At 58.9% G+C, this 12,224-nt stretch carries 12 protein-coding genes; 8 read left to right on the forward strand and 4 right to left on the reverse strand.

Going from position 1 to position 12,224, the window contains the following annotated elements; all coding sequences use genetic code 11:
• Positions 1–87 precede the first annotated feature (87 nt).
• A complete protein-coding gene (locus FE702_RS09130; protein ID WP_147125934.1) occupies positions 88–2,076 on the forward strand; it encodes a protein meaA in 1,989 nt (662 codons plus the stop codon).
• 298 nt (positions 2,077–2,374) lie between these two features.
• Positions 2,375–2,902: a hypothetical protein gene (locus FE702_RS09135; protein ID WP_147125935.1), complete on the forward strand. Its 528-nt coding sequence runs from the start codon at positions 2,375–2,377 to the stop codon at positions 2,900–2,902.
• Between the two features lie 74 nt (positions 2,903–2,976).
• Here FE702_RS09135 and FE702_RS09140 read toward each other — a convergent pair whose 3' ends face one another.
• A complete protein-coding gene (locus FE702_RS09140) occupies positions 2,977–5,166 on the reverse strand; it encodes a primosomal protein N' (RefSeq protein WP_147126177.1) in 2,190 nt (729 codons plus the stop codon).
• Positions 5,167–5,285: 119 nt separating this feature from the next.
• On the opposite strand from FE702_RS09140, the gene fsa reads away from it, so the two are divergent.
• The 5 genes from fsa (at position 5,286) to FE702_RS09165 (ending at position 9,097) form a co-directional block, all read left to right on the forward strand.
• Positions 5,286–5,939 carry a fructose-6-phosphate aldolase gene (fsa, locus tag FE702_RS09145; RefSeq protein ID WP_147125936.1) on the forward strand — a complete coding sequence of 218 codons (654 nt, stop codon included), beginning with the start codon at positions 5,286–5,288 and terminating at the stop codon, positions 5,937–5,939.
• A gap of 126 nt (positions 5,940–6,065) precedes the next feature.
• Positions 6,066–6,551, forward strand: a complete 486-nt coding sequence (locus FE702_RS09150) for a cupin domain-containing protein (protein ID WP_147125937.1) — start codon at positions 6,066–6,068, stop codon at positions 6,549–6,551.
• A gap of 99 nt (positions 6,552–6,650) precedes the next feature.
• Complete coding sequence (locus tag FE702_RS09155; protein ID WP_147125938.1) at positions 6,651–7,355, forward strand: DUF484 family protein; 705 nt, start codon at positions 6,651–6,653, stop codon at positions 7,353–7,355.
• Positions 7,352–8,281, forward strand: a complete 930-nt coding sequence (locus FE702_RS09160; RefSeq protein WP_147125939.1) for a tyrosine recombinase XerC — start codon at positions 7,352–7,354, stop codon at positions 8,279–8,281. Before FE702_RS09155 ends, FE702_RS09160 begins: the two co-directional genes overlap by 4 nt.
• Positions 8,282–8,407: 126 nt before the next feature.
• Positions 8,408–9,097 carry a CDP-alcohol phosphatidyltransferase family protein gene (locus FE702_RS09165; RefSeq protein ID WP_147125940.1) on the forward strand — a complete coding sequence of 230 codons (690 nt, stop codon included), beginning with the start codon at positions 8,408–8,410 and terminating at the stop codon, positions 9,095–9,097.
• Here the strand turns inward: FE702_RS09165 and FE702_RS09170 are convergent.
• Both FE702_RS09170 and FE702_RS09175 read right to left on the reverse strand, forming a co-directional pair.
• Positions 9,094–9,555 carry a methylated-DNA--[protein]-cysteine S-methyltransferase gene (locus tag FE702_RS09170; protein WP_147125941.1) on the reverse strand — a complete coding sequence of 154 codons (462 nt, stop codon included), beginning with the start codon at positions 9,553–9,555 and terminating at the stop codon, positions 9,094–9,096. The genes FE702_RS09165 and FE702_RS09170 overlap by 4 nt on opposite strands.
• A complete protein-coding gene (locus FE702_RS09175; RefSeq protein WP_147125942.1) occupies positions 9,552–9,797 on the reverse strand; it encodes a DUF3253 domain-containing protein in 246 nt (81 codons plus the stop codon). Before FE702_RS09175 ends, FE702_RS09170 begins: the two co-directional genes overlap by 4 nt.
• A gap of 209 nt (positions 9,798–10,006) precedes the next feature.
• On the opposite strand from FE702_RS09175, the gene FE702_RS09180 reads away from it, so the two are divergent.
• Complete coding sequence (locus FE702_RS09180) at positions 10,007–11,188, forward strand: ammonium transporter (RefSeq protein ID WP_147125943.1); 1,182 nt, start codon at positions 10,007–10,009, stop codon at positions 11,186–11,188.
• 55 nt (positions 11,189–11,243) lie between these two features.
• Here FE702_RS09180 and FE702_RS09185 read toward each other — a convergent pair whose 3' ends face one another.
• On the reverse strand, positions 11,244–12,203 hold the full coding sequence (locus FE702_RS09185; protein WP_255449641.1) for an LLM class oxidoreductase: 960 nt from the start codon (positions 12,201–12,203) through the stop codon (positions 11,244–11,246).
• Positions 12,204–12,224: the final 21 nt, after the last annotated feature.

Consider the following 12,224-nt stretch of genomic DNA (forward strand, 5'->3'; position numbering starts at 1 on the left):
GACGCAGCACGTTGACAAAGCCATAATCTTTCAAGCATATGTCGCATCAAGCAACATTATTGCGCACAACGATTCACGAGGTGTCCCATGTCGCAGCCGCAGAATACAGCCGCCGAAAAGCCCGCAAAAGATCGCCCGTGGCTGTTCCGGACCTATGCGGGACACTCGACAGCCGAGGCGTCGAATAAGCTGTATCGCGGCAACCTCGCAAAGGGTCAGACCGGTCTTTCGGTGGCTTTCGATCTGCCAACACAGACGGGTTACGACAGCGACCACGAGTTATCGCGTGGTGAAGTAGGCAAAGTGGGGGTTCCTGTCTCGCACCTTGGCGACATGCGGACGCTGTTCAACGAGATCCCGTTGGAGCAGATGAACACGTCGATGACGATCAACGCGACCGCGCCATGGTTGCTCTCTCTTTATATCGCTGTGGCCGAAGAACAGGGCGCGGATGTGTCGAAACTGCAAGGGACCGTGCAGAACGATATCATTAAAGAATACCTGTCGCGCGGTACCTATGTCTGCCCGCCCAAGCCGTCGATGCGCATGATCACAGACGTCGCCGCATACACGCGGGAACATCTGCCCAAATGGAATCCGATGAACATCTGTTCCTACCACCTGCAAGAGGCCGGTGCGACGCCAGAGCAGGAGTTGGCGTTTGCCTTGGCCACTGCGACCGCGGTTTTGGATGATCTGAAAGACAAGGTTCCCGCAGAGAACTTCCCCCAGATGGTGGGCCGCATCAGTTTCTTCGTGAACGCTGGCATCCGGTTTGTGACCGAGATGTGCAAAATGCGCGCCTTTGTGGACCTGTGGGATGAGATTTGTAAGGAACGCTACGGCGTCGAAGACCCAAAAATGCGCCGCTTCCGCTATGGTGTGCAGGTGAACTCGCTTGGTCTGACCGAGCAGCAACCAGAAAACAACGTCTACCGCATCCTGATCGAGATGCTTGCAGTGACGCTGTCCAAGAAAGCCCGCGCGCGTGCCGTGCAACTGCCCGCGTGGAACGAAGCGCTTGGCCTGCCGCGCCCATGGGACCAGCAGTGGTCGCTGCGGATGCAACAAATTCTCGCGCTCGAAACCGACCTTCTGGAATACCCGGACCTGTTTGACGGCAACCCTGCCGTGGATGCCAAAACCGAAGCGCTGAAAGAAGGCGCGCGGGCAGAGCTTGCCACCATCGACGGTATGGGCGGCGCAGTTGAGGCCATCGAATACATGAAGTCGCGTCTGGTCGAAGCAAACTCTGAACGCATCCAGACCATTGAGACCGGCGAAACCACTGTTGTCGGTGTGAACAAGTATCAGGCTGGAGAAATCTCACCTCTGACCTCTGGTGACGAGGCCATCATGGTCGTCGACCCCGCGGTTGAGGCAGACCAGATCGAACGTCTGAACGCGTGGAAGGCTCAGCGCGATGACGCCGCCGTCAAAGCCGCCCTCGCGGACCTGCGCCAAGCAGCCAAAGACGGCACCAACGTCATGCCCGCCTCGATCGCCTGCGCAAAGGCTGGCGTCACCACTGGCGAATGGGGCGACGTCGTGCGTAGCGCCTTTGGCCAATACCGTGGCCCAACCGGCGTGTCGTCGAACCCATCAAACCGGACCGAGGGTCTCGAAGACATCCGAGACGCAGTCGCAGACGCCTCGACCCAACTGGGCCGCAAGCTGAAATTCCTGATGGGCAAACCCGGCCTCGACGGACACTCCAACGGCGCCGAACAAATCGCCGCCCGCGCCCGCGACTGCGGCATGGACATCGCCTACGAAGGCATCCGCCTGACCCCCGCTGAAATCATCGCCGCAGCCAAGGAAGAAACGCCGCACGTCATCGGCCTGTCGATCCTCTCCGGCTCGCACATCCCGCTGGTCGAGGACCTCATGGGCAGACTCCGGTCGGAAGGCATGGATATTCCTGTGGTGGTTGGCGGAATTATCCCTGACGACGATGCGGTACGCCTGCGTGCGATGGGTGTTGCCAAGGTCTACACACCCAAGGACTTTGAGCTGAACCGGATCATGTTCGATATTGTGGCGTTGGCTGTGCCGGAGCAGGTGGCGGCTGAGTAACCCTGCCGTTTTCACAACTTAAAGACGATTCGTAGGGCCCAGGGGCCCTGTCAATATGTGCGCGCACACAACTGAAAAGTTGATCAGGCGGCAAAATTGTTGCGCTTTTGGAAACTATAGATTCTCCATCTCTGCAAACGACTTACATCTAAACCATTGAAAAGAATCACTTAATTAAGTGACCGAGCGCACATTTCAGAAGAAATATTGTTTTTGATCTACGCACAATCGCACCGCAACCTATGGGTGCATTCATCTTCGAATTTCGAATGCACCAACAAGTATTGGAGGAAAGTCTATGTTGGACAACGACACCTATGAAGGTCAGGCCAAGGACCTGGCAATGGAGCAATTGCAGGCCCGCGCGCTGGAGCACAGCAAACAGCGCATTCAACAAATCAAGGATTTCGCGAAGCTCCAACCGGATCACCCCTACGCGAAAGCAAATCAGCATGTGCTGGAACTGGACACTCAGACGTCGTGGGACTCGGCCGGGGTTCTGTCCATGTCCGGTCTGGGCTGGTGGGCGCTGAACCTTTCGGCTGATGTCAGCCCGCCGCATTATCTCATCTACAATGCGACCGGTGGCCCTGACTGGGACATCGCGCTCTTCACATCCAGCGTGGCTGGCTATTTCCTCGTTGAACCATCTTCGTTGCACGGTGACCTTGATTTCACACTGCAATCGGTTGCCGGTGTTGCTGGCGAGGTGTCTTTTGATCTGTATTACCCGAACAATGGCGGCCATGTTGCCAGCTTCCTCGGGGTCGTGCTGGGCTTCTCGGTCAGCAAGATCACAGGCTCTGGATCGATCAGCTACCACTGACAAATATTTCACATCCGGGGCGCTGCAGCATTGCAGCGCCCTTCTTTTGAATCTCTTGGGACAAGGGGTCGTTCTCAATAGAAGCTTTGGGGGTCAATATCGATGGCCACCCGCAACGTGTTCGGAAATTTGAACTGCCCGACCCATGCCGCGAGCGCCCTCTGGATGGGTGCGCCTTTGCGGGCCTTGACCAACAATCGCACACGGTGCCTGCCTCTGATCCGAGCGATGGGGGCCGGGGCCGGGCCATAAAGCTCTGCTCCGATATGCATCAAGGGCGCTGCATTGCGGGCCATATCGCCAGCAATATCAAAAACCTCTTGCACATTTGGCGATGACAAAACGATCCCCGCCATTCGCCCAAATGGCGGCACGCCAGCTGCCTCGCGCTCCTGCGCCTCTGCCGCCCAGAACGCCTCTTCATCCCCCGACACAATCGCCCGCATCACAGGGTGCTCAGGCTGGTGCGTCTGCAACAGAGCAACGCCCGGTTTCTCGGCCCGCCCCGCGCGACCAGCCACCTGCCGCATCAGTTGAAACGTCCGTTCGGCGGCACGCAGATCTGACCCTTGCAGTCCGAGGTCGGCGTCGATCACGCCCACGAGCGTCAGCAGGGGGAAGTTGTGCCCCTTTGCCACCAACTGTGTGCCAATGACGATGTCCGCTTCGCCCGCAGCAATGGCTTCAATCTGCGCCTTCAGCGCACGGGCGGACCCGTACAAATCGGACGACAAAACCGCGACGCGTGCATCTGGGAACAGCGCGACTGCCTCTTCTGCCAGGCGTTCGACCCCCGGACCCACGGCACTGAGACGATCTTCCGCACCGCAGGACGGACAGACCGTCGGCATCGGTTTCGTTTCGCCGCATTGATGGCACATCAGGCGTTTCAGGAACCGGTGTTCGACCATGCGCGCGTCGCAGTGGTCACAGCCGATTTGATTGCCACAGGCCCGGCACAGCGTGATCGGCGCATAGCCCCGGCGATTGATGAACAAAAGCGATTGCTCGCCAGCCTCAATCCGGGCCTCGACGGCTTTGCGCAGCGTCGGCGATATCCAGCGCCCGCTCTCAAGCTTCTCAGACCGCATATCGATCGGCCGCATCTCGGGCATCTGCGACGCCCCAAAACGGGCGTTCAAGGTCACGCGCTGGTATTTGCCCGCCTCGGCGTTGGTCCAGCTTTCCAGCGACGGCGTTGCCGAGGCAAGGATTACCTGCGCCCCAACCAGTGAAGCACGCAAGACGGCCATGTCCCGCGCATTATAAAGAACGCCGTCTTCCTGCTTGTAGGACGTGTCATGTTCTTCATCGACCACGATCAGACCAAGGTTGCGATACGGCAGAAAAAGCGCCGATCGCGCGCCCACGACCAGCTGTGCCGCGCCCTGCCCGACCATCTTCCACGTCCGTCGGCGCTCGGTCATCGTGATGCCCGAATGCCACTCCGCCGGTCGGGCTCCGAACCGTGCCTCGACCCGGTCCAGAAATTCGGATGTCAGCGCAATCTCTGGCAACAACACCAAGGCTTGCCGCCCTTGTCGCAGCACCTCGGCCACCGCCTCTAAATAGACTTCGGTTTTCCCGGACCCCGTCACCCCTTTCAAAAGCGTCGTGCCATAGTCCTGCTCAGCGATGCCGCCGCGCAGGGCCTCCAACGCATGGGATTGATCCTCTGAAAGCGCCTTTCCGGGACGTTCCGGGTCAAGATGCGGGAAAGGCAGGTCTCGCGGGCTGGCCTCTTCCACAACCGCGCCCAGTTTGACCAACCCCTTCACGACCGACGACGTCACATCGGACGCCTCGGCCAGTTCTTTCAACGTGAATGCCAGTGACCCGTAATCCGCCAAGGTGTCCAAAACCCGCTTGCGCGCATCCGTCATCCGGTCCGGGTCCACAGCCCCGCGGCGATACACGTGCCGCATCGACGGCGGATCACCCAAGCCCGGTGCGCGCAGCCCAAGCCGCAGCATCGAGGACATGGGCGTCAGCGTGTATTCAGAGGCCTTCGTTAGAAATTCACGCATCTCTTCGCGCATCGGCGGTGCGTCCAGAACCCGAATGACAGACCTGATCTTTGACAGGTCATAGTCACCCTTGCCCGGCCCCCAGACTACGCCAATCACCTTGCGCGGCCCCAATGGCACCTCGACATAGGCTCCAAGCCAACAGCCCCCCTCCGGCGCCTTGTAGTCCAGAACACGGTCAATCGGCTGGGTCGTCAGCACACCAACAAGCGTGCCCTCGGCAAAATGATCGCTCATCTCTACCGGGCCCTCGCCGCCGGGTGTTTCCGCAAACATGTCTTGGGTTTCGGACATATGAACTTTGGGGTAAAGCAACCCGCGAGCCATTCCAACCCGCGCTGTTTCTGAGGACCGCCATGAAATTCTTTGTCGATACCGCCGACGTCCCCGCCATCGCCGAACTGAACGATCTCGGCATGGTCGACGGCGTCACCACAAACCCCTCGCTGATCAAGAAATCCGGCCGCGACATTCTCGAAGTGACCAAGGAAATCTGTGATCTGGTCGCAGGCCCGGTGAGCGCCGAGGTCATTGCCACCGAAGCTGATGCCATGATTGCCGAAGGCCGCAAGCTCGCTGACATTGCCGAAAATATCGCCGTGAAACTGCCCCTGACATGGGACGGCCTCAAAGCCTGCAAGGTCCTGTCGGACGAAGGCAAGATGGTGAACGTTACGCTTTGCTTCTCTGCCAACCAGGCGCTTCTGGCAGCCAAGGCAGGTGCAACGTTCATCTCGCCATTCATCGGGCGTCTCGATGACATCAACCTAGACGGGATGGAGCTGATCGAAGACATCCGAACGATCTATGACAATTACGCATTCGAAACCGAAATTCTCGCGGCGTCGATCCGCTCGGTGAACCACGTTCTCGACAGTGCGCGCATTGGTGCAGATGTCATCACCGCGCCACCAGAAGTGATCAAGAAACTGGCCAGCCACCCTCTGACAGACAAGGGCCTTGCCACCTTCCTCGAAGACGCCAAGGCCGCCGGGATCAAGATCGTCTGATCCTTCTATGTTTCAAAAATACTCAAATCCAAGGCCCGCCAATCTGGCGGGTCTTTTGCATTGTACCCCAGCCCTTGCCAAAAACGTCATCATACCTGACCTTTTCTGCCAGAAGAGGAGGCAACAATGACCGATACCTATCTTTTGACGGCGCAAGAGATCGCCGAGATGGACGGGCTGGAAAAGACACACTTTTTGAACTCGAACGCCAAACGGGTGAACAAATCGCTGGGCGACTTCACCGGTCTGACCGGGCTTGGGTTTCACATCATCGAAGTCGCACCGGGCTGTGAAACGACTGAATACCATGTCCATCACCACGAGGATGAATGCGTTTACGTCCTTAACGGCACCGCGACCGCAACAATCGGCGAAGATCAGCACCCGATCGGTCCCGGAGACTTCATCGGCTATCGCGCGGGCGGGCTGGCCCATACCATCGTGAATACAGGAACCGAGACGCTCAGAATGATCGTGGTTGGCCAGCGATTGCCGCATGACGTGGGCGACTACCCCCACAAGAAACAGCGCATCTATCGCAACGCCGGCATGGCGTGGAACCTTGTGCCCCATGACGCGATTGCCACACCCACAGCCGGTGCCAAGAAATAATCTCGCCCGAGTGCGAAGCTGTGCTATAGCCAACAAAACAATTTTGATTTCCAGGCCCTCGGCAAGAAGGGCCGGAAACCATAGAGGCAGAGAAAAAGAATGAGCAACGCCCTGCAAATGGACGCGGATATTCGCGACCGTATTCTGGACGCCCCCGATCAGCTGTTGGCGGACCAAGACATCATGCGCGCGCTTGTGGCAGCGCATCAAAAGACGATGGGCAACAACATCGTCGACCTGCGCGGGATCGCCATGGACCGGCTGGAAGCTCGGCTTGACCGGTTGGAAGAAACCCATCGCAACGTGATCGCCGCAGCCTATGAAAACCTTGCTGGCACCAACCAAATCCACCGCGCGATCCTGCGCATGCTGGACCCGATGGACTTTGAGACCTTCCTGCGTGATGTCGCGGGGGAGGTCGCCGATATTCTTCGCGTGGACATGGCCCGCCTTGTTCTTGAGAGCATGACAAACAGCGACGACCCGCTGGTTGCCCGGTTCGACGGAATTTTGATGGTCACTCAACCGGGCTTTATCGACGAATATCTTGGCCGCGCGGCAAGCAACGATCGCACCGTGGTGCTGCGTCAGGTCCAAAGCGAAGGACCCGGCATGTATGGCGACCGCAGCGACTGGATTCAGTCCGAGGCTTGCATCCGTCTTGATCTTGGCGAAGGCCGTTTGCCCGGGATGCTGGTCATGGGGTCAGAAGACCCGCACCAATTCTCGGCGGCTCAAGGCACAGATTTGCTGACATTCTTTGGCGGCGTTTTCGAGCGGTCTTTGCGCCGCTGGTTGGCATGAGCCTGATCATCAGCCCGCAGGCGCGTGACGCGCTGGAAGGCTGGCTCGCCTCTGAAAAGGCGCTGAAAGGCACGGCTGAGAATTCGATTAAAGCCTATCAGGCTGATGTTCTGGGCTTTTTGACCTTCATGACAGGGCACAAGGCTGCGCCGCAGGGGCTCTCTGCTCTTGAGGCCGTGAGCATCTCGGACATGCGGGCATGGATGGCACACGAGCGTGGCCGGGGCGTCGCGGCCCGCTCGCTCGCGCGATCCCTTTCCGCCGTTAAGACATTTTTCCGCTGGTTGGCCGAAAAACACGGCATTGAACCCACATCCGTCTTGTCTGCGCGGGCACCAAAGTTTCAAAAGAAATTGCCGCGCCCTTTGGCAGAAGACGCAGCAACCGCGATGATCGAAACCGTCGGTGTGCAAGCACGCGAGGATTGGATCGGGGCGCGCGACGTTGCAGTGGTGACGCTACTCTACGGGTGCGGGCTCCGGATTTCCGAAGCGCTTGGCCTGAAAGGCGCCGATGCGCCATTGCCCGAGGCCCTGCGGATCATCGGCAAAGGCGGCAAGGAACGGGTTGTTCCGGTCCTGCCAGCCACGCGACACGCCGTTGACCGTTACCTGCGCCTGTGTCCGTGGCCACAAGAGAATGACGGACCATTGTTTCGGGGCGCGCGGGGCGGTCCACTCTCGGCACGTGCGGTGGCCAAGGTCATGGAAAACGCACGCCTGCAACTGGGCCTGCCGGCGACTGCGACGCCGCATGCCATGCGTCACTCCTTTGCGACGCATCTGTTGAGCGCCGGAGGCGATCTGCGCGCCATTCAAGAATTGCTCGGCCACGCGTCGCTCAGCACAACGCAGGCCTATACGGCGGTGGATACTGCCCGTCTCATGGAAGTCTATTCCGCAGCCCATCCCCGGGCACGGGGATGAGGCAAGGGTGATAGCGAAACACGCAGACCGCGAAACATGAGCCGCAAAGCCCTGGTAGCAATTTGCCTCGCATGATCCACGTCGGGACACATTGCATCCCGACGTCAGTTCAGTCATGAAAATCCGATGACGTTACGGATGAAGGCACTTGGGGTGCATCTCTTTACCGCCTCAGGCGCGGTCTTTGCCATGCTGGCCATGCTGGCGGCAACAAATGCCCGTTGGGACATCATGTTTCTTTGGTTGGTCGTGGCTTTCGTCGTGGACGGCATTGATGGCCCACTGGCTCGCAAATACGATGTCAAAACCAACGCACCGGCCTTTGACGGGGTCCTGCTGGACCTGATTATCGATTACCTCACCTATGTCTTCATCCCGGCCTATGCGCTGTATGTCTCTGGCCTCATGTCCGGATGGACCGGCTGGGCCGTTCTGATCGTCATGACCTTTGCCAGCGCCATGTATTTTGCCGATACGCGGATGAAGACGCAGGATAATTCGTTCTCGGGTTTTCCGGGGTGCTGGAACATGGCCATCCTTGTGATCTTTGCCCTGGAACCAAACCATTGGGTCACGTTGGTCGCGGTCGTCGTCCTTGCCGTAATGATGTTTGTGCCGGTCAAATTCATCCACCCCGTCCGCACGAAGCGGTGGCGCGCGATCTCGCTTCCTGTGTCGATCCTCTGGACCGCCGTCGCGGGCCATGCGGCATGGGTCAACTTCGAGGTCGGCGCCTTGGCGCAGACCGCTCTTCTTGCAACAACTGCCTACCTTCTGGTCGCCGGGGCGCTGCAGGACCTGATACCAGAACGCTAGATCAGCAGACCTGCGGCTCCTTCGTGCCGCAGCAACTGCACCTTGGTCTCGACGCCCACCCCACCAGAAAAACCGCCAAGACCCGACGCGCCTAAAACCCGGTGACACGGCACGATCACCGGCAATCGGTTTGCGCCGCAAGCCTGACCAATGGTCTGCGCGGAAACGCCCAGATCCGACGCCAAGTCTCCATAGGTCCGCGTTTCGCCGAAGGGGATGTCCAGCAATGCGCGCTGGAAACGGGCCTGAAATTCGCTGGGGCCCAGAGCCAACGGCACTGAAAACCGCGTCAGCCTGCCTTCGAAATAGGCTTGCACCTCATCCAAAGCGGTTGCGAGCAGAGGGGTGTCTCGAACGGTTGGCAGGCCACTGGTGTCCCAAGTCACGCGCACGAGCTTTCCGTTATCTTCATGCAGGTGGATTTCGCCCACCGGCGTGGAAAGGCTGGCGCTGGTCATGGCCGTTGTCTCAGCCGGATCGGACCGCGTGCCTTGTCAGGGTCAACGATGACCCCTTTCTGCGTAGCCGCGAGCCCCAACTCGACGGCAATCCTGCGTACCTCTGGCATCAATGGACGCCAGTTCTCGGCCACCCGTCGCGCCGCCTCTGATGGGCAAAACGTCTTGTCGGGCGCCCGCTCATTCGCAAGCGTCAGCAGGGCCATCCGCAGCTCATCCTTCGTCTTTTGGTCAAACGACATGGCATGAACCTGAAGCGTGTTTCGCGAACAAACAAGCTTCTGAAGCCGCATAAAAAATGCGCATATACACCAGATATCGCCCTAAATATGTGCAGTTTCGGAAGCGCCACCAAATTAGGCGGGCGGATTCAGACTTTGCCTATTCACAGCCCAGAAAACAAACGCAGTGTCCCCGCGAGAAAAATAAAGACGATCGGAAGGGGACTCAGATGGTTGGTGCGGATACCGCATGGATAATTGTGGCAACAGCGCTTGTGCTGTTCATGACGCTGCCCGGGTTGGCGTTGTTCTATGGGGGCCTCGTGCGGTCCCGCAACGTGCTGAGCGTGTTCATGCACTGCTTTGCCATTGCCTGCTTGATGAGCGTGCTGTGGCTCGCGGTTGGCTACTCAATCGCGTTTGGCGACGGAAACGCCTATTGGGGCGGCTTGGGCAAAGCCTTCTTAAATGGCGTTGACGCTGACACTGTCTCTGGGACGATCCCCGAGGTTCTGTTCTTTGCGTTCCAGATGACCTTTGCGATCATCACACCGGCGCTGATCGTCGGTGCCTACGTTGAACGGATCGGCTTTGGCTTTGTCCTGATCTTCTCGTCACTCTGGATGCTGCTCTGCTACGCGCCGGTTGCGCATTGGATCTGGGGCGGTGGCCTGTTGGCTGGCGCAGAGTGGTCGCTCTTTGAAAATGGCGTAAATGACTTTGCCGGCGGCATTGTCGTTCACCAGACCGCCGGTCTGGCGGCGCTGATCCTTGCGGCGTTCCTTGGCCCACGCAAGGACAAAGGAAAACCACCGCACAATCCCGGCATGGTCATGATTGGTGCCGCGATGCTTTGGGTCGGCTGGTTCGGCTTTAACGGTGGCTCGCAACTAGCAGCAGATGGTGGCGCGGCCATGGCGTTGACCGTCACGCACATTTCGGCGGCGACCGCATCGCTTACTTGGGCGCTCTGGGAACGTATCCGCTTTGGCAAAGCCTCGCTCGTGGGCATCGTCACAGGCACCATCGCTGGCCTCGCGTCGATCACACCGGCGTCCGGCTCGGTCAGCCCGGTCGAAGCTCTGATCATCGGCGGCGTCGCTGGCATCATGTGTCAGGAACTGTGCCGCGTGGTGAAAGACATGCTCAACATCGACGATACACTGGACGTCTTTGCCGTCCACGGTGTTGGCGGGATGTTCGGTATCCTGATGCTGGTGGTCTTTGGCCATGCAGGCGTCACTGAGCAGGTTGGCGGTCTGATTGTGGTCGGTATCTTTACCACAGTGATGACCACCGCGATCATCCTTGTGACCAAGATGATCACACCTCTCCGCGTCAGCAGCGATGACGAGGCCGAAGGTCTGGACATCACCGCACACGGTGAACGCGCCTACGACATGATCTCGTAAGCTGCGAGATATCCAAGAAGCGGGGCTACCCTACAAAGGGTGGCCCCTTTTTGTTTCAGACGTTTGAAGCGAACTCGGGTAAGATGACCTCGGCCAACTGGCGCAGCGTGTCCTCGGTGTCCGCGTAATTGAAACGCAGATTGATCGCGACATGGTTCACGCCCAGCGCCTCGATCTCTTTCAAATACCGTAGCAAATACTCAACCCCGCTTGAAAACCCCAGATGGATTGGGCGCGCAGGCGCATCCGCTGCAGACATGAGATTGATGTAAAGTGACTGCATGACGGGCTTGTCCACGTCACAGGCCTCCGCAACGCGCGCCCTATAGCCTTCGACAATGGATTGCTGCATCGCTGCGGGGCGTGGATAGGTGATAAAGCCATCCATATGCTCTGCGCCCCACTCAGGCGGTTGCTGGCATCCCCCGGTAATCAGCATGGGAATGCGGCCTGCCGTGGGTTTGGGCAGAACATCGACATGCCCATTCAAACGCCCGAACCCGTTCTCAAGCCTCGGGTTCGTATGAAAGGCAGCCTTCATGTACTCGACACTTTCACGAAACCGCATGCCGCGTGTCTCGTAGTCGATGGCCATCGCCGGGTATTCTTCCGGCCGGTCACCAGACGCCACTCCCAAAAGCATCCGTCCACCAGAAAGAACATCAACAGACGCCGCCGCCTTGGCCAGATGCGCAGGGTGGCGCAGCGGCAGGATTGCGCTTGCGATGCCGATGCCGATCCGGTCGGTCTGCATGGCCAGCGCCCCAAGGTAAACGAACGGATCAAACATCTGACCGACATCGCCGAAACTTGGCACCTCAAACGGAATATCCCGCAGCCAAACCGCTGCAAATCCCAGCTCTTCCGCCAGACGCACGCGGTCTATATGGCGGTCCATCGCGGGACGTTCTTCGGGCAGGTAATCCTCAATCGGCACCACCAGCCCGAGCGACAGCCGACCGGGTTGAAAGGTCTGAGCATAGGCCCTGTTGAGGCTGGCAAAGGGTTTCGTCACGGGCAGCAGGTCCTTTGGTTC

It is taken from the genome of Shimia ponticola (assembly GCF_007995215.1).
In the GTDB taxonomy this organism is placed as follows: domain Bacteria; phylum Pseudomonadota; class Alphaproteobacteria; order Rhodobacterales; family Rhodobacteraceae; genus Shimia_B; species Shimia_B ponticola.

What these genes read in the sequence shown, in the direction of transcription:
- FE702_RS09135 (WP_147125935.1), top strand. Translation starts at nt 2,375, where the DNA reads ATGTTGGACAACGACACCTATGAAGGTCAGGCCAAGGACCTGGCAATG.
- fsa (WP_147125936.1), top strand. Translation starts at nt 5,286, where the DNA reads ATGAAATTCTTTGTCGATACCGCCGACGTCCCCGCCATCGCCGAACTG.
- FE702_RS09165 (WP_147125940.1), top strand. Translation starts at nt 8,408, where the DNA reads ATGACGTTACGGATGAAGGCACTTGGGGTGCATCTCTTTACCGCCTCA.
- FE702_RS09140 (WP_147126177.1), bottom strand. Translation starts at nt 5,166, where the DNA reads ATGAGCGATCATTTTGCCGAGGGCACGCTTGTTGGTGTGCTGACGACC.
- FE702_RS09155 (WP_147125938.1), top strand. Translation starts at nt 6,651, where the DNA reads ATGAGCAACGCCCTGCAAATGGACGCGGATATTCGCGACCGTATTCTG.
- FE702_RS09175 (WP_147125942.1), bottom strand. Translation starts at nt 9,797, where the DNA reads ATGTCGTTTGACCAAAAGACGAAGGATGAGCTGCGGATGGCCCTGCTG.
- FE702_RS09130 (WP_147125934.1), top strand. Translation starts at nt 88, where the DNA reads ATGTCGCAGCCGCAGAATACAGCCGCCGAAAAGCCCGCAAAAGATCGC.
- FE702_RS09180 (WP_147125943.1), top strand. Translation starts at nt 10,007, where the DNA reads ATGGTTGGTGCGGATACCGCATGGATAATTGTGGCAACAGCGCTTGTG.
- FE702_RS09170 (WP_147125941.1), bottom strand. Translation starts at nt 9,555, where the DNA reads ATGACCAGCGCCAGCCTTTCCACGCCGGTGGGCGAAATCCACCTGCAT.
- FE702_RS09160 (WP_147125939.1), top strand. Translation starts at nt 7,352, where the DNA reads ATGAGCCTGATCATCAGCCCGCAGGCGCGTGACGCGCTGGAAGGCTGG.
- FE702_RS09150 (WP_147125937.1), top strand. Translation starts at nt 6,066, where the DNA reads ATGACCGATACCTATCTTTTGACGGCGCAAGAGATCGCCGAGATGGAC.